At 38.7% G+C, this 23,510-nt stretch carries 19 protein-coding genes, 1 tRNA gene and 1 pseudogene; 13 read left to right on the top strand and 8 right to left on the bottom strand.

The features are described 5' to 3' along the window. The first annotated feature begins 114 nt into the window (after window positions 1-114). The 4 genes from FRZ67_RS21195 to FRZ67_RS21210 all read left to right on the top strand — a co-directional run bounded on the left by FRZ67_RS21195 (window position 115) and on the right by FRZ67_RS21210 (window position 4,693). Window positions 115-786 carry a succinate dehydrogenase cytochrome b subunit gene (locus tag FRZ67_RS21195; protein ID WP_147192568.1) on the top strand — a complete coding sequence of 224 codons (672 nt, stop codon included), beginning with the start codon at window positions 115-117 and terminating at the stop codon, window positions 784-786. 143 nt (window positions 787-929) lie between these two features. Next, entirely contained in the window at window positions 930-2,903 is a 1,974-nt protein-coding gene (locus FRZ67_RS21200) for a fumarate reductase/succinate dehydrogenase flavoprotein subunit (RefSeq protein WP_147192569.1), read from the top strand. A 113-nt stretch (window positions 2,904-3,016) separates the two neighbouring features. Then, window positions 3,017-3,766 carry a succinate dehydrogenase/fumarate reductase iron-sulfur subunit gene (locus tag FRZ67_RS21205; RefSeq protein ID WP_225975428.1) on the top strand — a complete coding sequence of 250 codons (750 nt, stop codon included), beginning with the start codon at window positions 3,017-3,019 and terminating at the stop codon, window positions 3,764-3,766. A gap of 201 nt (window positions 3,767-3,967) precedes the next feature. After that, complete coding sequence (locus FRZ67_RS21210) at window positions 3,968-4,693, top strand: tRNA1(Val) (adenine(37)-N6)-methyltransferase (protein WP_147192571.1); 726 nt, start codon at window positions 3,968-3,970, stop codon at window positions 4,691-4,693. On the opposite strand, the gene FRZ67_RS21215 is transcribed toward FRZ67_RS21210, so the two are convergent. From FRZ67_RS21215 to FRZ67_RS21225, 3 genes are all read right to left on the bottom strand, one after another. Beyond that, the gene (locus FRZ67_RS21215) at window positions 4,694-5,236 is read right to left on the bottom strand and encodes a cupin domain-containing protein (RefSeq protein ID WP_147192572.1); all 543 of its coding nucleotides are present in this window, start codon (window positions 5,234-5,236) and stop codon (window positions 4,694-4,696) included. A gap of 192 nt (window positions 5,237-5,428) precedes the next feature. After that, window positions 5,429-6,538 (bottom strand): DUF5005 domain-containing protein, encoded by a 1,110-nt coding sequence (locus FRZ67_RS21220; protein ID WP_147192573.1) that lies wholly within the window; start codon window positions 6,536-6,538, stop codon window positions 5,429-5,431. Window positions 6,539-6,639: 101 nt separating this feature from the next. Further along, a complete protein-coding gene (locus FRZ67_RS21225) occupies window positions 6,640-7,836 on the bottom strand; it encodes an NAD(P)-dependent oxidoreductase (RefSeq protein WP_147192574.1) in 1,197 nt (398 codons plus the stop codon). 437 nt (window positions 7,837-8,273) lie between these two features. On the opposite strand from FRZ67_RS21225, the gene FRZ67_RS21230 reads away from it, so the two are divergent. After that, window positions 8,274-8,357 (top strand) — tRNA-Leu (locus FRZ67_RS21230). Between the two features lie 256 nt (window positions 8,358-8,613). Here FRZ67_RS21230 and FRZ67_RS21235 read toward each other — a convergent pair. Genes FRZ67_RS21235 through FRZ67_RS21255 form a run of 5 tightly spaced genes read right to left on the bottom strand, consistent with a single transcriptional unit; the run spans window position 8,614 to window position 11,608 of the window. Next, on the bottom strand, window positions 8,614-8,931 hold the full coding sequence (locus FRZ67_RS21235; RefSeq protein ID WP_147192575.1) for a helix-turn-helix domain-containing protein: 318 nt from the start codon (window positions 8,929-8,931) through the stop codon (window positions 8,614-8,616). A gap of 7 nt (window positions 8,932-8,938) precedes the next feature. After that, window positions 8,939-9,274: a hypothetical protein gene (locus tag FRZ67_RS21240; protein WP_225975429.1), complete on the bottom strand. Its 336-nt coding sequence runs from the start codon at window positions 9,272-9,274 to the stop codon at window positions 8,939-8,941. Beyond that, complete coding sequence (locus tag FRZ67_RS21245; protein ID WP_147192576.1) at window positions 9,246-9,995, bottom strand: hypothetical protein; 750 nt, start codon at window positions 9,993-9,995, stop codon at window positions 9,246-9,248. Before FRZ67_RS21245 ends, FRZ67_RS21240 begins: the two co-directional genes overlap by 29 nt. A 47-nt stretch (window positions 9,996-10,042) precedes the next feature. Further along, complete coding sequence (locus tag FRZ67_RS21250; RefSeq protein WP_147192577.1) at window positions 10,043-11,272, bottom strand: hypothetical protein; 1,230 nt, start codon at window positions 11,270-11,272, stop codon at window positions 10,043-10,045. Between the two features lie 9 nt (window positions 11,273-11,281). Further along, a complete protein-coding gene (locus FRZ67_RS21255; RefSeq protein ID WP_147192578.1) occupies window positions 11,282-11,608 on the bottom strand; it encodes a DUF4138 domain-containing protein in 327 nt (108 codons plus the stop codon). A gap of 25 nt (window positions 11,609-11,633) precedes the next feature. Here FRZ67_RS21255 and FRZ67_RS23700 point away from each other — a divergent pair. From FRZ67_RS23700 to FRZ67_RS21300, 8 genes and pseudogenes are all read left to right on the top strand, one after another. Further along, a pseudogene (locus tag FRZ67_RS23700) lies at window positions 11,634-14,753 on the top strand (efflux RND transporter permease subunit); the annotation flags it as partial. Between the two features lie 412 nt (window positions 14,754-15,165). Continuing rightward, entirely contained in the window at window positions 15,166-16,425 is a 1,260-nt protein-coding gene (locus tag FRZ67_RS21270) for a TolC family protein (RefSeq protein WP_147192581.1), read from the top strand. A 29-nt stretch (window positions 16,426-16,454) separates the two neighbouring features. After that, on the top strand, window positions 16,455-17,801 hold the full coding sequence (locus tag FRZ67_RS21275) for an efflux RND transporter periplasmic adaptor subunit (protein ID WP_158638422.1): 1,347 nt from the start codon (window positions 16,455-16,457) through the stop codon (window positions 17,799-17,801). 10 nt (window positions 17,802-17,811) lie between these two features. Continuing rightward, a complete protein-coding gene (locus tag FRZ67_RS21280) occupies window positions 17,812-18,948 on the top strand; it encodes an efflux RND transporter periplasmic adaptor subunit (RefSeq protein ID WP_158638423.1) in 1,137 nt (378 codons plus the stop codon). A 198-nt stretch (window positions 18,949-19,146) separates the two neighbouring features. Further along, a complete protein-coding gene (locus FRZ67_RS21285) occupies window positions 19,147-19,893 on the top strand; it encodes a PPK2 family polyphosphate kinase (RefSeq protein ID WP_147192584.1) in 747 nt (248 codons plus the stop codon). Between the two features lie 331 nt (window positions 19,894-20,224). Then, window positions 20,225-20,431, top strand: coding sequence for a hypothetical protein (locus FRZ67_RS21290; protein WP_147192585.1), 207 nt, complete (start codon window positions 20,225-20,227; stop codon window positions 20,429-20,431). Continuing rightward, window positions 20,412-20,666 carry a DUF5676 family membrane protein gene (locus FRZ67_RS21295; protein ID WP_147192586.1) on the top strand — a complete coding sequence of 85 codons (255 nt, stop codon included), beginning with the start codon at window positions 20,412-20,414 and terminating at the stop codon, window positions 20,664-20,666. The genes FRZ67_RS21290 and FRZ67_RS21295 overlap by 20 nt, the downstream gene beginning before the upstream one ends. A gap of 20 nt (window positions 20,667-20,686) precedes the next feature. Then, the gene (locus tag FRZ67_RS21300; RefSeq protein ID WP_147192587.1) at window positions 20,687-23,386 is read left to right on the top strand and encodes a cation-translocating P-type ATPase; all 2,700 of its coding nucleotides are present in this window, start codon (window positions 20,687-20,689) and stop codon (window positions 23,384-23,386) included. The last annotated feature ends 124 nt before the right edge of the window (window positions 23,387-23,510 follow it).

Here is a 23,510-nt window from a genome sequence, read left to right on the forward strand (position 1 = left end):
AAATCGTTTTGTTGAGCAATTACATGCTAATGTCAAAAATATTTTTTTCAATAACTGTAAACTGGCGTTCGTGACGTATTTTTGCGGCGATTTTCTCACATACAACAACGCTATATGACCTGGAAACAAGTCTTTACCTCCTCTATCGGCAGAAAATTAGTAATGGCGCTCACAGGAGTTTTCCTGATTCTCTTTTTAATTGTTCACGTTGGGTTAAATGCCTGTATCTGGGCAAACGATGGTGGACAAATGTTTAATGCGGGGGCACATTTTATGGGGGGTACAGTTGTACCGCGTGTACTTGAAATTGGCTTGTTCGTTGGATTTATTTTACACATTGTTCAGGGGTATATGCTTACCGCATCTAACCAAAGCAAGCGCAGCAAAGGATATGCAGTAAGCTATGGCAATCGCGGAAGCAGATGGTATAGCCGTAGTATGGGTTTATTAGGAACGATTGTTTTGTTGTTCCTCGTTATTCACCTTTCAGATTTTTGGTTTCCTAACCGTTCTCACCAGGGGTTTTTATTGGGTGAAGAAATCAATCTCTTTGATAAAATGCAGGAAGAGTTCAGTCACTTGTGGGTAGTGATCGTTTATGTGGTTGGTTGCATTTCTTTAGCATATCATCTGGCCCACGGCTTTCAAAGTGCATTCCGAACATTAGGGGTTTACAACAAAAGATACAATATTATGTTATCATCATTGGGTTATGGTTTTGCAATCATCGTTCCGCTTGCATTTGCCATGATGCCGATAAGTTTTTATTTGGGCTGGATTAAATAGATGTGCGGATATGATGATATGCAAATGTGAGGATGATACACATTGAAAAGAAAGTACAAGAGTGCGACGCAACAAAAGTTCAATTGAAATACAGAAAGCCGGGTTCATAAATATCTGTAAACAGAAACTACAAACTGTAGCATATGATAGACGCAAAAATTCCTGCAGGACCATTAGATGATAAATGGACAGATTATAAAGGACATTGTAAACTGGTGAATCCTACCAATAAGCGTAAGATAGAAGTGATCATTGTGGGCACAGGTTTGGCTGGTGCATCTGCGGCTGCATCGCTGGGTGAGTTGGGTTATAAAGTAAAAGCATTTTGTTTCCAGGATTCTCCGCGCCGTGCACACTCAATTGCTGCGCAAGGTGGTATTAATGCTGCAAAGAATTACCAGAATGATGGAGACAGTGTTTTTCGTTTGTTTTACGATACCATAAAAGGTGGCGACTATCGTTCACGTGAAGCCAATGTACACAGGCTGGCAGAAGTAAGCGCAAATATCATTGATCAATGCGTGGCACAGGGCGTTCCTTTTGCTCGTGAGTATGGTGGTTTATTAAGCAACCGATCATTCGGCGGAACACAGGTGCAAAGAACATTTTATGCAGCCGGACAAACCGGTCAGCAGTTACTGATAGGTGCCTATCAGGCATTGGAACGACAGATAGCATTGGGCAATGTAAAAATGTACACTCGCCATGAAATGCTGGAAGTGGTAAAGATAGATGGTAAGGCGCGTGGTATTATAACACGTGATTTAATAAATGGAAAATTAGAAAGACATTTTGGTCATGCAGTATTGTTGTGCACCGGTGGTTATGGCAACGTTTTTTATCTTTCGACAAACGCTATGGGCAGTAATGTAACTGCTGCATGGAAAGCACATAAAGCAGGTGCTTATTTTGGCAACCCATGTTTTACGCAGATTCACCCGACATGTATTCCTGTTACGGGCGATCATCAAAGTAAGTTGACGTTGATGTCTGAATCGTTACGTAATGACGGAAGAATCTGGGTTCCCAAAAAACAAGGCGATACAAGAAAAGCAAACGAAATACCTGAAGAGGAAAGAGATTATTATCTGGAGAGAAGATATCCTGCATTTGGTAACCTTGTACCAAGAGACGTTGCATCACGTGCAGCAAAAGAAAGATGTGATGCAGGTTATGGGGTAGGCTCTTCCAAGCAAGCGGTTTTCCTTGATTTTGCTGCAGCTATAGAACGATATGGAAAAATAGAAGCAGGGAAACAAGGTCGTGATAATGTTGCGCAGAATGAGATAATAGCAATGGGTAAAGATGTGGTGAAAGAGAAATACGGTAACCTGTTTGATATGTATGAAAAGATAACAGGCGAAAACCCATATGAAGTTGCAATGCGTATTTATCCTGCTGTGCACTATACAATGGGTGGATTATGGGTTGATTATGAATTGATGACTTCGGTTCCTGGTTTATATGCATTAGGTGAAGCAAACTTTAGCGATCATGGTGCAAACCGTTTAGGCGCAAGTGCATTGATGCAAGGTTTAGCTGATGGCTACTTTGTTATCCCTTACACAGTTGGAAATTATCTAGCTGAGGAAATTCGTACAAATGCAATTCCAACTTCGCATCCTGCATTTGAAGAAGCAGAAAAGAAAGTGGCAGATCGCATCAACATGTTGATGAACATCAAAGGCAAACAAACTGTTGAAAGTTTACATAAGCGTTTGGGCAAGATCATGTGGGATAAATGCGGTATGGCACGCAATGCACAAGGCTTACAGGAAGCCATTACAGAAATTCAGCAGCTGAAAAAAGAGTTCTGGAGTGATGTAAAAATTCCGGGTGGTATAAATGAAATGAATCCTGAATTAGATAAAGCTGGTCGTGTTGCTGACTTTATTGAATTAGGAGAACTGATGTGTAAAGATGCGTTGCAGCGTGAAGAAAGTTGTGGTGGCCACTTTCGTGAAGAACATCAGACTGAAGAAGGCGAGGCATTACGGCATGACGATAAATTCATGTATGTATCAGCATGGGAATACAAAGGTGATCATGCCTGGGAACTGCATAAAGAAGAATTGAATTATGAAGTGGTGAAACCGAGCCAACGGAGTTACAAATAGCCCCCATCCCCTAAAGGGGAGTAAGGCAATTGGAATAGGAATCGTTCTTTAAATAATAAAAACTTTAATTCTCCCTTTAGGGGGTTAGGGGGCTTAGTATGGAGCATTATAATATGAACCTCACACTTAAAGTGTGGAGACAACAGAACAGCACAGACAGCGGACGTTTTGAAACTTACCAGGTAAGCGATATTTCTTCTGAAATGTCTTTTCTTGAAATGTTTGATGTGCTGAATGAAAGGCTTATCAGCGAAGGCAAAGATCCGGTTGCATTCGATCACGACTGCCGTGAAGGTATTTGTGGTATGTGTTCTATGTATATCGATGGTAAACCTCATGGTCCGTGGCAGGCAAACACAACTTGCCAGTTGCACATGCGTGCATTTAAAAACGGAGACACGATCACTGTTGAGCCATGGCGTGCCAATGCTTTCCCTGTTATAAAAGATCTTGTTGTTGACAGAACTTCTTTCGATCGTATAGTACAGGCTGGCGGTTATATTTCTGTAAATACCGGTAATGCGGTTGACGCAAATGCCTTGCCCATAGAAAAAGATAAAGCTGATGCTTCATTTGCGGCGGCGGCTTGTATAGGTTGTGGTGCCTGCGTTGCAGCGTGTAAGAATAGTTCGGCTATGTTGTTCCTTTCTGCAAAAGTTTCGCACCTGGCATTGCTTCCGCAAGGTGCACCCGAACGCAAAACACGTGTATTGAATATGGTTGCGCAAATGGATAAGGAAGGTTTTGGGGCATGCACCAACACAGGTGCCTGCGAAGCAACTTGTCCTAAAGAAATCTCATTGCAGAACATTGCAAGACTCAACAGCGAATATCTTGTTGCAAGCCTTGTTGCAGATAAATAAGTTAGAAGTCTCTCTAAATATTAAAAGCTGATTCAGTTATTGAAGCAGCTTTTTTATTTGAGAAATTTTTAGGAACCAGGCTGAATAGAAAGAATTAAACATTCGTTGCGTCGCACACTTGTACATTCTGATCTTTACTCAATTAAATTGCACCGCGGTCTGATGACTTTAAGCCGTGTGACTGCTAACTTCGTCTTTTCAATGCCCAACAATTATTTTCAATTCAAACAATTTACTGTTCAGCAGGAACACTGTGCTTTGAAGGTTTGCACAGATGCCTGCCTGTTTGGCGCATGGGTCGCAAAGAAAATCCGAAATTCAAAATCTGCAGTCCAAAATATACTTGACATTGGTACAGGTACAGGATTATTATCATTAATGCTTGCACAGCAAACAGATGCTATAATTGATGCTGTTGAGATTGATGAATCTGCTGCAATGCAAGCCAGGCAAAACTTTAAAACATCTCCATGGAAAGAAAGATTAAGTGTCTATAATAATTCTATACAGGAATTCGCAGAAACAAAAAATCAACCATACGAACTTATTATTAGTAACCCACCATTCTTTGAAAATGATTTGAGAGGCGATAACATAAGAAGGAATATTGCATTACACAGCTCAGAATTAAGTCTTGATGAATTGTTGAGTGCTATAGATACATACTTAAAAGACAATGGGTCATTTGCAGTATTATTACCCTATCACCGCACAGCATACTTTGAAAAGCTTGCAGGATTAAAATATTTTTTGCAGGAAAAAATTTTGGTAAAACAAACTCCAAAACACAATTATTTCAGAAGTATGTTATTGTTTGGCTCAACAAAGGTTGAAACAAAAGAAAGTGAAATAATCATTCGGGAAGAAGATCAACAATACAGCAGTGCTTTTACTGAATTACTAAAAGATTATTATCTCTATTTATGATTAATCTGAGTATGTAATACGATCAAAATCAGCTTTTAGAGTTAAAGGTGTAATTAACCAGAAAATAATTTGCTGTAATGAATAAGATGGCTTTGCCAGTCTGAACATATTTTTATATTTCCTCGCAAGCATTATTTTTTGAATGATAGTTGTTTTTCTTTTATTATGTATGTTTTTAATTGCAATGTTGCAGGCATTTTCAAACATGTATTCTGTATCTAATGCAGGTTGCACTTTCCAGTTGATAACTGCTTTTTCACTACCGTTGTTCCACATAGCGTGTGGTTCGTTTTGAGAAATATGAATGGCATCACCTTTCTTCAATGTTTTAATTCCTCTTCCCAGTTGTACTGTTAATTCTCCTTCCATTACCAAAAAATCTTCTGACTGATACGGATGATAGTGAGATGGGGGACGAGTTGAGAATGGCCCATAGGTGGAAATCATTTCCAGCATTGCTCCATTTGTATCTTTTGCAGTTTGCAAAAATTCTATTTGCTGTTTGTTCTCGGGGTTATAAATTATTTGGTTAGTGTGTGCCATACAACTGAATTATTCCTAAAGTTGTTGATGAAATCTTTACAGGAAATCTGTAAAATGTTTGAAACGAAAAAAATAAGACATGAATTGCGCAATTCATGTCTTACTGATTCATAAAAGCCGCATAATGATTGAACTGTACAAGTGTGCGACGCAAGGAACGATGCTATGAAAACTTAAGCCTGCTACAAAAAATTATTGCCAGTTACTTAACCAGACAAAATAAGGCCTGTAAGTATCTGCGTCTTTCCAGATGCCGGTACCTTTTTCAATTTCATTGGTGCAATAGCCAACCAGTAATTTGCCATCTGCAGTTATAAATTCAGGATGTGCTGTGGCATTATAGGTAATAACTGTCCAGTTATCGACCTGTGTTGGAGTAGTATAAACCAAACGTTTATTGGTAAAAGGGCCTGTTGGTGATGCAGCATCGTACAAATAGATCTTTGGGCCAAGCAGATTCTCCTGCGAAAGCAAATAATATTTTCCCTGGTAAGAGAAGAAAGAAAAATTTTCTGAAAGGCCGCCGAGCAATCTCCCGTTTTGTTCGGGGGCACTTGCCCATGTAGTGCCATTATAGTAAGTAACTGTGCTTAATGGATTGTTTTTCGGAGTACGGCAAACTCTTGCATACTTATTATATTTCGTACTCTCTACACCATAAATATAAATGTAGCCATCATCTCCTTCATAAGAAGCACCTACCCAATTAATGACGGAGCCTGTGCTGAATGGTCTTATTTCTTTGATGGAAAGATCAGGATAGTTAAGAATGGCAACATCAACGCCAACTGTTTTAAAACCAAATGCACCACCATCGCCTGTTGCTTTTATTTTATCCATAAAAACATACACCTGTGTTTTCTGCTGGTTCATACATGCAAGATTCGGCCAGTAATACCTGCTGCCTCCTGTATTAAAATAGGGCAAGGGGTTTTGTCTGTTGCCACCATAGTAAGTAGTGAAATCTCCACCCTGCAAATTCATAGTGGTTACCTGGTTATGAATAAAGCCAATAATTGGACGATGACGATCAGGATAAACTGTGTCAAGGAATGAATCTCCCCAAAGCCACATTACTCGGTTATCGGGAAGTTTGTAAGAAACGGCAACATCACCTCCTGTCCAGCCGCCACCATACCGTGTAAAGACACTATCCCAGTAAGTTGCTTTTACTGTTGTAAGAGCTGCAGTTTCATTTGAAGCATCAACTGCATTGGCAGAATCTGCAGATGTTGTAGTGAATTCCTTTTTACAGGAAGCTAATAATAATAACAGCAATGCAGTGGTTAAATAATTTTTCATTAGTTACAGATTTTGGTTACGGTAATAATTATTCTTCAACCGAAACTGTAAATATAAAGTAGTCTGCCTGTTTATTTGTACCGGTTATAACTTTTTAAGCTTTAATGCCTGGCATAATCTTCCATGTACATAAATGCTTCTGTAAGCTTTCCTTTATTAAGGATGGTGGCACGGGTAATAATATCACTGCCTTTGCCCAGAAGATCCGGTAAAACATATTTTAATAATTGTTCACCAAAATAACGGCTTGCATCTCTTGGTAACTCGTTTGGTAAATTACCTACCGCCATTACATCAATGCTGTCATGAATATAAGGTTCAGTTTTTTGAAATGTTTTTTTATTTATACCATACACGGGTTCTTCAATGGTTTGATCGCCGAGGTTAACAGGAATGGAACCATTCATATCATCTGTAATATCAGCAATAGTTTGTATGGTAAAGCTTTCATCAATATCTTCTTTCTCAAACAGGCGCGGATAATTTACATCCCAGTAAATACCATTCATAAGAATATCTGTGCAACGTGTAAATGGCAAAAACCTGCTGCGATATTGCTGTGGATTTTCATGAAAATGTTCTCGCTTATAAGTTTTCAATTCTTTGTGCGTATAAAGATCATGGCCTTTTAATTGAACATAAACAGGATAACTGAATTTACGTTCCAGGTATTCATCAGGCTCCACTTCTGTCACACCCATTAAATTCATGATCTCAAGTATTCCGTGCGCCACACGGCCACTTCCTGTAACAGCAATTTTTATATTAGGCAAACGCAATCCAAAATAAGTATGGATCAATTCACGGTAATCTTTGTGTTTGTAAACTCTTCCTAATTCAAATGCACCGGTTCTGTTTCCATAAGCCATTACACCATTGTGTGCACCAACAACACCTGCAAAAAAACCAAAACCAATAATACGCTGACCATCTTCATGCTCCAGGCATTCATAATCTATCAGGGTTATATTTTTATCAACCAATGCATGCATCAGTTTTTTATTGTAAGGCTGTTTCTTTTTGGTATGCGAAAAGAAAAGATAAGTCTTGCTTTCAATCAGCATATCAATCGGTACTTCTTTTATACCGAGTAAAATATCACATGCAGAAAGATCGTCTGTAAGTTCAATACCTGCCTGTTTGTATTCATTATCTGTAAAGCAGCGTGTATCAGAATGCTGCACTTTAATAGTGCAAGCCGGAATATGCTGCTGCAGCCATTTACACTGCGATGGTGTAAGCGCCACACGGTTATCATTTGGAGTTTTTCCTTCTTTAATAAGCCCAATAGCAAACATGAACAGTAATTTTGCGCGAAAGTAAGGCATATTTTTGTGAGACGAACTTTTGTTAGTATAGCATCGCCGGTTGTGTCACTCACTTGTACGTTCGGAAAAACATCAGCTATCAGGTACAGTATGCAGTAAAGCTTTTTTTGCTGGAAACCTGATTGCTGGTTGCTGATATCTATACTGTAATACAAGCGTGCGACGCAAGGAACGATGAATTTGCATTCAAAAGCCTGGCTCATAAATCTTATGGTTTGAAAGCAATTTCCCTTGAATGAAATTATAAATAAATGAACCTGTTAAGCAAATTGTGGAGTATAATAAAGAAGGTATTATTGCCTAAAAAGAATTGCTGTAAATGATTGGTTTTTCTGCGGCAAAAAATATCTCAGTCGTATTTGGCAGGATTGCAATGATGCACTTATATTTGCAGCCCAATTCAAAAAGCCCAGATGGCGGAATTGGTAGACGCGCTAGACTCAAAATCTGGTTATCGCAAGGTAGTGCAGGTTCGATTCCTGTTCTGGGCACATTGATTATCAATTAATTAGAAAGGTCGCATTTTGTGGCCTTTTTAAATTTGCAAACAATTTGCAAACAAATGAAAAATTAGCTTCCTTATTAATTCTTGCAAATTTTATCGGAAAAGTAAAAGAACTATTGATTATAAAATTAAGCTTTTTCTGTTATTGCTCTCACATTTACCAATGCTTATAAATTAAAAAACTTGTTCAGATTTATGAACAAGTTCTTTCAGCATTAGTTGCGTATTCTTTCGTAAACCACTTATAACTTAATCTCTGAGAAACGTTTACTAAACTTGAATTGATTGGGACGGGTTGTTTTGATATACTCTAACACTTCTGATCGCATAAAGTAAACACGACCTCTTTGTTTATGACAAGGTAGCCCACGTTTCATCCAATCGGTTAATGTAACAAGCGAAACACGCAAAAGTTTCGCTATTTCTACCCGGTTAAGAAGCGGCTCTTCCTTTTCAACTAAGTTTGATGATGGAGAGAATGATTCTTCAAGATACTCTTTTAGTGCCTCTCTTACCCATCGTTTAAAATCATTTTCTGACGGAATAAACAAAGTCTCCATATAAATACTATTGTAATTGTTTAATATAAACGATACTGTGATGAAGTGGATTTGAAGTCGGCAGGTATTTTATATAACCAAATTTATGTAGCTCATTAATATGTTTGTTGTACGTATGCCTTGCACTTATTTTCGCCGCTTTCATTACAACTTCTCTTTTAATGTAAATGGGGTCTTTGCATTGATTTAAATTCCATTGTACAAATAAAGCCATATATAAACTGATATGTTTTGCAGTGATTCTTGTATCATCATCTATCGCTTTATAAAAAGCTATGATAAAGGAGGTTGCTGCTTGCATAAAGTTTAAATAATTACGACCTTGACCTAACTGCTTTACCATGTTTCTTCTTTGGTAATTTTTTTTCATTTACTATTTTATCCCCTGATGACCCTGCATTTTCTGTATTGTTATTTTCTTCTTGTCTTCTTTTGCTTTGCATATTTTTTTCCATCCAGCGATTATTCAAAAACCGGCAAGCTTCTTCAGCAGATATGCAGGAGCCATTATCAAAAAAATAAAATCGCTGACTAATTTCGTACCTGCTTTTTAGTGTATTTGTGTTACGAACCATTTCTTGTGCAGGAGTGTCACTCCAGAATTTAAACCGAAGACAATCTGCAATATCTTCTCCTTCTTCAACCGATGATAGGGAATGTAATTGCATTACCACTTTATCAATCTTTTCTTCTCTCAACCATGAGTCTTTTTCCTGGCTGTTAAATTTTTTATCAATTTGATTTTCGTAATCAATACTCCAATCAACTTCCTGCATTTGCTTTTCTAACTCTTTCGTGTTTATGCCATTAATTACAGAACCAGTGACATTTATTTCTTTACGAAGTGTGGCATCATAATATATACATGCATATTCATGCTTCTCAGATTTACACTGGAAGACTAAATTAAAATTTACAACATCAGATCCAATAATCAATCTTTCTCTTATGGTAAATTCAGGTTTCCTAAAACAAATATGTCTAAGCAGTTTATTACCAAAATCTCTTGCAAATCCAAGTGAGCAAAGTGTGCCTGTCAATGAGTCAATATTTTGAATATTCATACTAAACAATTTATACATTCATACTTAACAGCTACTATTAAGTGACTTTATACGTTCAGCCCCTTCTTATGTGATACCCTTTTCTTGGGTATTAAACTATCCTCCTTTTTCTTGTTCCCCTTAAAGTTTTTTTTTGAATTATTTACTTCTTCTTTCTGACTTTGGTCTTTATCTTTTTGCCTAACGTCTTTTTCAACTTGTTTCTCAGGGCTATTAATTTGCTGCACGGGTTGATCTTTTTTTAAAGAGTCATGCTGCATAAGTTTCATGTCTTTGTCGTAAATATTGATTGTTTTAAACTGTGGGTTTGCTTCAATAAACATTTTTTGATCACTGCCATTAAGCTGGAATGTAACAACCTGCAGATTACCTCTTTGCAATGATGAAATCAACCGCTCTTTCTCCTTTTCATCCGTCAATTCTTTAACAGGATATTTCTGAAGCGAGGCTAGCATATCATAGCCATAATTTTGATGAAACTGCTTTGTCTCATAATTGCCCTGTTCATTCTTCTTTTCCAGATCTAATTGAATCCAGGCATTATATTTTTCTCCAGCCTTGTTAGTAAGATCGGTGTTGACAGCTCTGCCATTTAAAAGATTATAGGTTTCTTTCATGGTGATACCCTGACCTTTATTCAGATAAATAGTTTGCGATAGTTGTTCTTTATTGGCCTTTTCCAATATTGCATCATAACGATTAAAGAAATACATATCATTGGTATCTGATTTTTTAAAATGCAACTCAGCACCAATCTTGTCAGTATTAAACTCAGTTTCAATTTTTAATTGAAACTCTGGTTTGCCCTGCTTCATATTATTTTCAAGCTCAGCATATAATTTTTCACCGAAGCCGAGGTATTTGATATTGTCTTTCAAATACTCAAAATTTTTGTCGTTCATGATTAATGTGTTTTTATTGTTGATAATTTGTGTTTGCTCGAAATGATCAATCAAAGCATCTGTAAAATCATTGCCATCCTTATTGTACAATCCATTTGCATCAGGATCATTGATCTTTATTTCCAAAGCATTTCCATAGGGTATTTGTGATAATAAATCTGATACAGAATCAAAATGAATAATTTTAAAAGAATCAACATCACTGATATTATTCTCTGCAAACTCATGAGCCTGATCTTTGTCTTTAAAGAAGCACGCATTTCCTGTTTCTAGGTAATATGAACCTGTATTGTAGGCCATCCAGTTTTCACTATTGTTAAGCGCTTCAGTAATTTCACGCATCAATTTATCCGATATAACATGCTCGTTATTCATAATCAGATATTATTCAAATGAAGGCAACTGCTTTGCTCTGGTAATTGTCCTGTTGTTGATCTTAACAGATAAATTCCGGCCACCATTCAATTCATTCACTTCAAATGATAGATATTGATGTTCAGGTATGGTGAATTTTGGGACAGCAAACACAATTACGTTTTGTGTATCAGCTGCAACAATTGCTTTATTTCCTGCTATATATACTGGTTGTAAATCTCTTTCCTGTGATGCCGTTCGGTTGGCTCTTTTTTGATCTTTAATACTAAACCTCAACAGGTCAATATCATAATTAATGGAAGATTGATTTTTTAATAAAACCTGGATGAAAAGTATGTTGTCTTAAGAAACACCCGTTGATGCCTTACCTGACCTAAGTGAAAACCAGGTTATCATATTTACAGAATACATGGGTCGCAATCCAAAGATTATGGAAGACCAGATTACTTATCCGTTGGTATCTAACCTGCAGGGTATTCCTAAGATCAAATCTATCCGCGCTTCATCCATGTTTGGTATGAGTTTCATTTTTGTTGTGTTTAATGATGATGTGGATGTGTACTGGGCAAGAACAAGGGTACTGGAACGGTTGAACTATGCTCAAAAATTTTTACCACAGGGTGTTACTCCCAGCCTGGGTCCGGATGGAACAGGACTGGGGCATGTTTTCTGGTACACACTGGATGCAAAGGATTATAACCTTGGTGAACTGAGAGCCCTTCAGGATTGGTATGTAAAGTTTGCGCTGCAAAACGTGGAAGGCGTAAGCGAAGTAGCCTCGTTCGGTGGCTTTCAGAAACGTTACCAGGTTACTATTGACCCGTACAAACTGGTTTACTATGGTGTTCCCCTTATGGATGTAACCCGTGCTGTGGCAGCCAATAACAGGGATGTAGGCGGCAGTTTGTATGAAATGAATGCTACAGGATACCTCATTCGTGGTTTAGGTTACATCACCAGCCTGGATGACATTAAAGAGATACCAGTCGGTACCTATAAATCTATTCCAATAAAACTGAGTGATATAGCCGAAGTGCAAATGAGTTCCGATTTAAGACTGGGCATTGTAGAAGAAAATGGTGAAGGTGAAGTAGTGGGTGGTATAGTAGTGATGCGTTTTGGAGAAAATGCCAAAGATGTGATTGAAAGAGCTAAAGCAAGAATGAAGGATATTGAAAAAGGGTTGCCTCCCGGTGTAAAATTCAAAGCTGCTTACGACCGCAGTGATCTGATATTGGCCGCTATTGATACATTGAAAGAAGCATTGTGGCAGGAGGTGCTGATAGTTTGCATCATAGTCATTCTTTTCCTGTTCAGTATTCGCAGTGGTTTGGTTGCTATTATCTGTATACTTCTTTCTGTACTCATTGGATTTATACTTATGAAACTTTTTGGTATTACAGCAAATATCCTCTCATTGGGAGGTATAGCATTGGCCATAGGTGATGTGGTGGATCCCGGAATAGTAATGGCTGAAAATGCTTACAGGTCTTTAACCAATCGTATTCTTCAGAATAAATAAAAATTATCCGGCATGGCAAAGGAAAAAGAAATAAAAGTTAAAGAACGTATCGGGCATACCAGGGAAATTCCTGAAGAAGAAAGGGTTGCTATTATTGAAGAATCTTCCCGTACAGTTGGGCGGTCCGTTTTCTTTTCTGTTATCATTATGATTATTTCATTTGCACCTATTCTTTTCCTGACAGGCCAGGAAAAAAAGCTTTTCTCTCCGCTGGTACTCACCAAAACATTTTCATTAATAGGGGCAGCTATACTTGCAATAACAGTCGCTCCTATGCTAACCAGGACCTTTATGAAATGCAAACTGGTCCCGGAAAGCAGGAACCCGGTGTCTAACTTTTTTATTACTATTTATAAACCTGTGGCAAGATGGTGTTTAAAATGGCGTAAAACAGTTTTGATAATGTGTTTCGCATTAATTGCAGCTAGTGTACCGCTGGTAATTAACCTTGGTACTGAATTTATGCCTCCGTTGGATGAAGGTTCCCTGCTAATGATGCCTGTTACTTTACCGGATGTATCCAACTCCGAAGCCAAACGCATACTGCAATTGCAGGATAAAATAATAAAAAGTTTCCCTGAAGTAGAAAATGTATTGGGCAAAGCGGGCAGAGCCTACACTGCTACAGATAATGCGCCCATCAGTATGATTGAAACCATTATAGTGTTGAAGCCGAAAAAACAATGGCGCGAAGGAATGACCAAGGAAAAGCTCATCAAAGAGATGAATGAAAAAGTGCAGATACCGGGAGTAGTTGTTGGCTGGACACAACCGATCATCAATCGCATCAATATGCTTTCGACAGGTATCCGTACCGATGTAGGTGTGAAAATTTATGGTAAAAATCTTGACAGCATTTATAATATCGGTCGTAAAGTAGAAGCTGCACTTACCGGAATTCCGGGATTGGTTGATTTGTATGTAGAACAACTTACCGGCGGTAAATATCTCGACATAAAAATCAGGAGACCTGATGCTGCACGGTATGGATTAAATATAGATGATGTAAATATGGTAATTGAAAGTGCTTTGGGTGGAATGATCCTGACAACCACAGTAGAAGGAAGGGAAAGGTTTAATGTTAATCTCCGGCTGGCACAGGAATACCGCAATGACATTGATGAAATTAAACGCATCCCTATACAAACCATGAAATATGGTGTTATCCCGCTTTCCTCTGTTGCAGATGTAGAAGTAACAGAAGGCCCTCCCATGATTAATTCAGAAAATGCAATGCTTCGTGGCACGGTGCTTTTCAATGTACGTGGAAGGGATATGGGTGGTGTGGTAAATGATGCCAAGAAAAAAATTGAAGAAACATTCAAACAATTACCACAGGGGTATTACATTGACTGGAGCGGTCAGTACGAAAACCAGGTGAGAGCACAGCAACGGTTAAAGATTATTATTCCAATTGTAATGTTGGTTATCGCCTTCATTTTATACATCACTTTCCATTCGTTTAAAATGGTAATAGTAGTATTCATCAGTGTGCCTGTTGCCCTCATGGGCGGGGTCTATTCTCTTTACTATTACCACGTTAATTTCTCTGTAGCTGTGGCTGTTGGCTTTATAGCGCTGTTTGGCGTTGCGGTGGAAACAGGTGTGCTGATGATTGCCTATCTGAATGATTCCATCAAAAAACTGGTGGAAGCAAAAGGGAACGGCCCCGAAAATATCAATAACGAAAATCTGAAAGAGACGATTTTATTTGGTGCAACACAAAGGGTTCGTCCATTACTGATGACCGTATTAGCCAACATCATTGGTCTGATACCGGTTATGGCTTCAACCGGTACGGGTAGCGATGTAATGAAACCGATTGCCATCCCGTTTGTTTTTGGCCTCATCACGGCCACTTTATTTGTACTCATTGTATTGCCGGTGATTTATAACCTGCTGAAAGAACGAGAACTGAAAAAACATGGGAAACTGGAGATATTAAATATTGAAGAATGAGAAGCTGTTTAAAATTATACTTCACACAGTGTAAAAATTCCGTTAATCGGAACAAGTTGTGCAATGTTTTTTGTGAGCCCTGCTGCATTGCTATTATGATGCTTCCGTTGCGTCGCACTCTTATACATTTTGTTCGCTATTCGGCACTGTATGGTCTGGTTCAGCAATGCAAAAAATCAATCCTGTGCGAAGTATAGTTGCGAAGGTTACTGAAGAAGCTGAAGATGACCATTGATATGCAGATAAAGTGATTGCGACGCAACGAAGATGCCATGAAATATCGCAGCTTGTATAATAAAAATTCGCGGCGTTCACTGAAACCAACATAAAATAACAAAAACGCAGTAAAACCAATGTCGACATTCTGAAATTGAAATTTTAAACAGCCGCTAAGTTGTAAAAAAATATACTGATGAAAAAAATATTGATATACGTTTTATTGCTACAGGTAATAACTTCTATAAAAGTTACCGCGCAGGATACTGCAAGGCTTGGTATGCAGGATTTATTTGCTGAAATTGACAAAAGCTATCCGCTGTTGCAATTATATGAATCAAAAATAGCTTCTGTCCGTTCTTTGGTAGAAGGCGCCAAGGCCTGGATGCCACCAACGGTGGCCTTTGCTTTTGACAGGTTTCCTTACCGCTTATCTCTTATAAAGGAAATGACACCGGATAACCAGGCGGGCCTTATGTTTTCTGTGCAGCAAATGATTCCCAATTCGGCTAAGTTAAATGCAAAAAAGGATTACTTCGCATCGTTGGAAAATGTGCAGTATAATGATGTGGAGTGGCAGAAAAATATTCTGCATTTTACAGCAAGGCTTTACTACTATCGCCGCTATACTGCTGAGCAAAAACTAAAAGTAATCAAAGAATACCGGGACCTGCTTAATATGCTTATCAAAACGGCAAAAGATAAATACGCTTTTAACCAGGCCGATCTTCCAACCATCTTTAAAGCCGAAGCATCATTAAGTGAACTGGGTAATATGGAGACGATGTTGTTTTCACAAATAGCCGAAAGCAATATCGGTCTGAATACATTGATGAGCCGTGATGTAAATACCCCTTTCTTTATTGACAGCTTATTAACTCCGAAAGATTACAGCAGTGAATACTTGATTGCATTAGACAGCTCACAGCTATTGCGAAACGATATTCTTGCTGTTGAAAGCCGTATCCGTTCCATGAAGTTTAATCAACGATGGACTGCTACCGGCTCAAAACCTGATTTTGGTGTTCAATTTTCGCATGGCCAAATGTTTGGTATGCCCAACCAATTTTCCATCATGGGTATGATGACAATACCCATCGTGCCATGGTCTTCTAAAATGTATAAGTCGGAAGTAAAATCAATGGGCTTTGAAATTCAGGCTATGCAAAAGGAAAAATCAACCATGCAACTAATGGCCACGCAAATGATACGCGAAAAAATAACCATGCTTGTTTATGAAACCCGGCAACTGGATAACTATGATAAAAACGTATTGCCTTCCTATCAAAAAAACCTGGAAAGCAACATGCTGACCTACAGGCAAAACACGGGAAACTTTTTTGTATTGCTGGATGCATGGAATATGCTGCTCATGAAACAACTGGAACGCATTGATAAACTGGGACAGGTATTTACTTTACAGTCAGAATACGAGTATCAACGGGAAATTAAATAACCATGGAAGGAAGCAATCAACATATTAGAATGAAAATTTTCAATTACAGCGTATATCTGTTGGTCATGACAACCATGCTGCTGTTTATTGCTTGCAATAATAAAGAAGAAGAACACAGCGGTCATAATCAGCAAACAGAAATTGCTAAGGACAGCAATATGAAGGAGATGAATGAAAAGGACAACGCAAACATGGACATGAACAATATGGGCAGTGACAGCGGCAATCATACCGCACATAATGAAATGGAAGGAATGAAGATGAATGATGCTAATGATATGAGAGATACAACCGCCGGAGAAACATACTGGAATTCTTTGCCCACTAACCGAACTGTTATCTCTGCTCAAAAAGTAATTGCGCCGGTAGAAGGTAATATGGATTTTGCATTCAGCGGCAACGGGTATATCACTTTTGATTGGCGGCGCAACCGTAAAGTACCGGTGCGTATTGGTGGCCGTATTGAACGGTTATATGTAAAATACAATTACCAGTATGTTCGCAAAGGAGAAAAAATCCTTGAACTATACAGCCCGGAAATCAATACCTATATCGAAGAGTTTCTGTATGTAAACAGCACAAATGACTCGATACTTCAAAATAAGGCAAGACAAAAATTATTGTTGTTGGGACTTTCTGCAACACAGATAAAACAAGTTGAACAGACTGGTCTGGCTCCTTTCACGATTTCTATCTATAGCCCGTTTGAAGGATATGTATTATTCAATCCATCCGGCGCAGCAGGCATGAATAAAGAAGGCAATGCTTCTGCAGGTATGGGCAGCGGTATGAATGCAGGTACCGATGCATCTCCTTCCATTGCACCATCTGGTTTACCAGACAACAGCATTCGTGAAGGAATGTATGTAAGTAAAGATCAGACGCTGTTCTGGATAAATGACTTTCAAGAAGTATGGGGCATTGTAGCCTTTACTAAAGAAAATGAAAAATACATTCGCAAAGGATTGCCGGTAACTGTTACCAGCGAACTTTTTCCTGAAAAACCATTTCAAACTTCCATACAATTGATGGAACAGGTTTACCAGGACGAACAGAAGTTCAGCCAGGCAAGAGTTTACCTTCCAAATACTGCAGGAATATTAAAACAAAACTCCTTAATCACGGCTACTGTATCCATACCTGTGAAGTCATTAATGATCCCTGTGGGCAGCGTTTATTATCTCGGAAAAATTGCTATTGTATGGGTCCGCACAGGAGTTACGAAAGAAGGCAGTAATGTTTTTCAATCACGTGTAGTGCGTATCGGGCACAGGGATAGTAATATGGTTGAAATACTCGAAGGTCTTAATGCCAATGAAGCAATTGCCAAGGATGCTGGTTACCTGGCGGACAGCGAATCAATTATTAAATATTAAACCGGTAATTATGAAGAATGAAATCTGTTTTATTGCGCTCATAACTACGCTTTTGATAGTTGCCTCATGTACCGGTAAAAAAAGCAGTGATACAAAGCAGCAGCACTCCGGACATAATGCCGATCAGCCTGTAAAGAATGATATAGATATGGTTACCATTACTAAGCGGGATGAACAATACGCTAATATCACCATTGATACAGTGAAAGTAAAAACAATGGCAGAATACACTACGCTGCTGGGCACTACCAGCTTTGATGAAAGAAAAATTACCGTGGTTACTTCCCGTATCCGGGGAAGGCTTGATAAATTATTTGTGCGCAACCCGCAGGAAATGGTAAGCACAGGACAGCCCTTGTATGCCATTTACAGTGAAGAACTGTTGTCGTATGAAAATGAGTTATTAAATGCTCTGCAGCAACAGGCGCAGTTCAGTAATATGAAACAGGTAATAGACCAATTGGTGGAAGGGGCAAGAAAAAAATTATTGCTATGGGGACTTACAGCAGGGCAGATAGGACAATTGGAAAAAACCGGTGAAGCATCTCCGCTTGTTACTTTTTACAGTCCGGTATCAGGTACACTGGTTGAACTGACTGTTGGTGAAGGTCAGTATGTTGAAATCGGCACTCCTTTATTTCGCATGGCAGATTTATCGCAACTCTGGATAGAAGCGCAGATGTACACCAGTGAACTAAGATGGCTTTATGAAAAGCCGGTCATTGCTGTTGAATTCGATGCTTATCCAAATGAAATTTTTTCTGCCGTCCCTGTATTTGATAACCCTTCCGTTGAGGCTGACCAAAAAATCAGCTTGGTTCGCTTCCTTATTACCAACCGGAGTCATCAGTTGAAGCCGGGAATGATGGCCTATGTCAATATAAAACGGAATGAAAAGAAAACAATTGTCATACCCAAGTCTTCAATATTAGTGGGCAATATGATCACAGCATGGATAAAAACCGGCGACGGCATGTATGAGAACCGGATGATAGAATTAGGCATTCAAAATAAAAAAGAAGTAGAAGTAATCAGCGGATTGAAGGAAGGTGAACTGATTGTTACAAATGGAGCTTACTTATTGAATAGTGCTCTGGTATTAAAAAAGGGAGCTGGCATGCCGGGCATGGAAGGAATGAAAATGTAATATACTTCAGGCTACATAAAATACCGGTAACGGAACAAGTCGTACAATTTTTTTTATGCGCCAGGCTGTAATACTGCTATTATTCTTCCGTTGCGTCGCACACTTGTACTGTAGATCAATGTTCAACACTGCGCAGCTATGTCTTACAATGCATAAAATCATGCAGTGCAAAGTATAACATTTATGAAAAGCTGATTTATGAACCGTATTGAATTAAATAAGATAGATAGCAAAGCTCCGAAAGATGCAGACAAGGAAGCATTGAAAAAGGAACTTTTCTCGTTGCACAAAAAAATGTTTTCGCTGCAACATTTATTTTATGCAAATGCTTCAAAAAGTATGCTGATCATTTTCCAGGGCATGGATACATCTGGCAAAGATGGTACCATCCGGCATGTGTTTTCCTGTGTTAACCCGTTGGGAGTTCATGCTAGCGCATTCAGCGAACCTTGCGATAAAGAAAGGGTGCATGATTTTCTATGGCGCATTTATCAACAATTGCCGGAAAAAGGAATGATACGGATTTTTAACCGTTCACACTATGAGGATATTCTTGTTCCAACAGTTCATCGCATGCTCGATGATAAACTTATTGAACGCCGGTATGATTATATTAATTCTTTTGAGCAGCAGTTAGAAGACAGTGGAACTATTATTCTGAAATTTTACCTGCTCATCAGCAGGGATGAGCAGAAAAAAAGACTGGAAAAAAGATTGAAAGACCCATTGAAAAAGTGGAAATACAAAGCGTCAGATAAAACCGAATCCAAAAAATGGAATGATTATATCCGCACCTATGAAAATATTATCAGCCGCTGTAGTCCGGCTATTCCATGGCAGGTTATACCTGCGGATGATAAATGGTACAGGAATTACCTAGTGGCAAAAACGATAGTAGGCAAATTAGAATCTCTTAAAATGAAATATCCTGGTGATGAAAAATGAGAATACAAAAGATGGGTCTTTATCAATTAAGTATGGTTATGATAGTTTTTTGTTAAGTTTTATTATAAGCGTTCATAACTCTGCGGATAACTTTTGCTTAGTTCAGTGCCTAGATGAAAATTTAATGATTTAAATGTTTTACTATGGGCAAGGATTATTTTTTTGGGCTGGACATCGTGTATATAGGGGCTTTCATCTTTTTTATCATTATGGTGATTTATCTTTTTTGGATTTCACGAAAAGGAAAAAAGATCAATGACCCTGCTAATTTTTTTACGAGCAGAATAAATAGTTATACGCTTAATAAGTTATAAAGCCTAAACAGAATTATATGAAATGGAAACATACACTGATGATGCTGGTGGGGTGCGCCCTTCCCCTGTTGCTGATTTTTATAGCACCATTATTAGGAATCAGGGGTAATTGGTCGGTATTCATTTTCGTGGCAGCCATGTTTGCATGTCATCTTTTCATGCCAATGCATCAGCATCATTCTGATGAATCTAAAAAAACAAATCATGAACCGCATTCATATTAAATCGTTTGGTTTGGCTACAGGCATCACTGCTGCTTTGCTCTATCTTGGTTGTGCTATGGTAATGAAGCTGACCGGACCGGAGTTAACGAAAGAATTTTTCAACAGCCTGTTACATGGCATTGATGTCATCACTATTCTGCGTATGGATATTTCAATTACAGAGACGGTACTTGGACTAATGCAAACATTTATGATAGCATGGCTAACCGGTGCAAGCATTGCAAGCAATTGGTAAAAAAATTAAAATAGTAAAGTATGAACCTCCCGGATATAGATAATATAAAAACACCATGGGCAATTGATGATAAATCAATATTATCACAACTACATGCCGATTCAGAAAGTGGCTTATCTTCAACGGAAGCAGCAAGAAGGCTTTCCTTTGTTGGATATAATAAAATTGAATCCAGTAAAAGAGTCAGTCCCTTCAGGATACTAATTAACCAATTTATCAGCCCTTTTGTATTGCTGCTGACTGTTGCCGCCGGGCTTTCGTTTTTCTTCGAAGAATGGCTCGATGGTTTTGCCATCATTGCAGTGATTGTTATAAATGCCATCATTGGTTTTTTTATGGAATTCCAGGCAGAGCGCTCCATGGAAGCGTTGAAAAAACTTACCTCTGTACCGGCCCGTGTAGTGAGAGATAGTAAAATCATAGAAATCCCATCTGAAGAGGTTGTGCCCGGCGATATATTATTTGTTGAAGGCGGTGATATGATAACAGCGGATGCACGGGTAATACAGGCATCACAATTCCAAACTGATGAATCTGCGCTTACCGGCGAATCCTTGCCGGTCGAAAAAAACACAAAGGCATTACAGCAGGATGTTTCATTGGCAGAACGACACAATATGCTGTATAAGGGAACTTTTGTAACCAAAGGAAATGGCCGAGCGATTGTAGTGCATACAGGCATGACAACAGAGCTTGGTGCTGTAGCACGTTTGGTGCAGCAAGCAAGCCAGGCCGCTACACCACTGGAGAAAAAAATTCAACAATTCAGCAAAAAATTAATCTGGATAACTGTTGGTCTTCTTATCATCATTTTTATAGCCGGCATTTTAAACGGGCAAAAAATAGTGCAAATGCTGGAAACATCCATTGCACTTGCTGTGGCAGCTATTCCGGAAGGCTTACCCATTGTAGCTACATTAGCGCTTGCCTTTGGGATGCTGCGTATGGCAAAGTATAACGTGATTGTAAAAAAATTATCAGCAGTTGAAACCTTAGGTGGAACCAATGTGATAGTTACGGATAAAACCGGAACGCTTACCCAAAATAAAATTGAAGCGGCATACATGCAGGTTTACAATGCCGCTTCAAGAATTAATGTAGATGTTTCCAAGGCCTCCATCCGGTTCATTGATAATAATACACTTATTGACACTCCTGCACATATAGAGCTCCATCGCATCGCTGCACTTTGTAATACTGCGGCTTATCATTACGATGGGCAGTCGGAAAAGGAATCCGGCGACCCGCTTGAAGTCGGTTTGCTGAAAATGGTTTTTTCTTCAGCTATAAAGCCCGAAGACCATCAAAAGCAATTTCCTAAAGTTGACGAAATACCCTTTTCCTCCGATACTAAAATCATGGCTACACTGCATAAAAACAACCAGGATTATTATATCGCAGCCAAAGGCGCAGTGGAGGAGTTACTGACCTTCTGCTCATCGGTAATGGAAGGGAACGAAATAGTGGCGCTTACTGATGATAAAAGGAAGCAATGGTTGATTAATGCAGAAAAGCAGGCGCAATCAGGGTTGAGGATACTTGCTTTCGCCTTCAGGCTCACTAAAGAAAAAGAAAAGGATTTTCTTCATCATTTAACCCTGGCAGGTTTGATAGGCTTTATAGATCCTCCAAGACCAGAGGTGCCGGCTGCCATTGAAGAATGTAAATCAGCAGGCATTAAAGTAGTGATGATAACCGGAGACCATCCTGCTACTGCCAAAAATATTGCCATCCAGTTAGGGTTGGCCAAAGAAGAGGATGAAGTAATGCATGGCAACGCAATGAAGCCCTATGATCAGCTCACTGATGCAGATAAAGAAAAGTGGCTACATACACCAGTTTTTGCTCGTGTATCACCAGAACACAAACTCAGCCTGATTACTTTATTCCAGGAAAAGAAAATGATAGTAGGAATGACGGGAGATGGTGTGAATGATGCGCCAGCCCTGAAAAAAGCAGATATAGGTATTGCAATGGGACAAAGGGGTACCCAGGTAGCGCAGGAAGTTGCAGATATGGTATTGAAGGACGATGCTTTTTCATCTATTGTGTTAGCCATTAAGCAGGGGCGAATGATTTTTGATAACATCCGAAAGTTTGTAATCTTTTTACTGAGTTGTAACCTGAGCGAACTATTGATCGTTGCAACTGCATCCGTTCTTAACCTGCATTTCCAGCTTTTCCCACTACAAATTTTATTTATCAATCTCGTTACGGATGTATTGCCTGCACTAGCTTTGGGGGTAACAGAAGCGGCGCCGCATATTATGCAGCGAAAACCCTACTCATCTGAAACTTCCATTATTAATAAAAAACGATGGTCCGCTATTTTTGTTTACTCTTCCATTATAGCCGTTACAAATATTGGGGCCGTTTTTGTAAGTCATGAATTGCTGCATGATATGGAAGGATGGAACAAGGAATTATGCAATAACATACTTTTTTACTCACTCATTTTTTCACAAATCCTTCATGTATTCAACATGTCATTTGAAAAAGGAGTGGCTTTTCACAAAACAGAGGTATTCCGCAACAAATATGTATGGTTTGCTGTGGTGGGTTGTATTATTCTCTCTATGATTTCGTATTGGATCATCCCGGTAAGGAATGTGCTGGATGTTACAATCTATGGCTGGAGGGACTGGATAATTGTGATAGCTGCATCATTCCTTTCTCTTTTCCTGATACAATTGGTCAAAAGAATGAGATGGGTGATTTAATGATAAGTTTAAATGAACACGCTTAATCCAAAATTCGTAGAACTAAATTTAAACAGGCTTTTATGTAAATAAAAAAGTTACATCGTCGTATATATGACAATATTCAAATAGTTTATTTCGTAAT

It is taken from the genome of Panacibacter ginsenosidivorans, assembly GCF_007971225.1.
Classification (GTDB): domain Bacteria; phylum Bacteroidota; class Bacteroidia; order Chitinophagales; family Chitinophagaceae; genus Panacibacter; species Panacibacter ginsenosidivorans.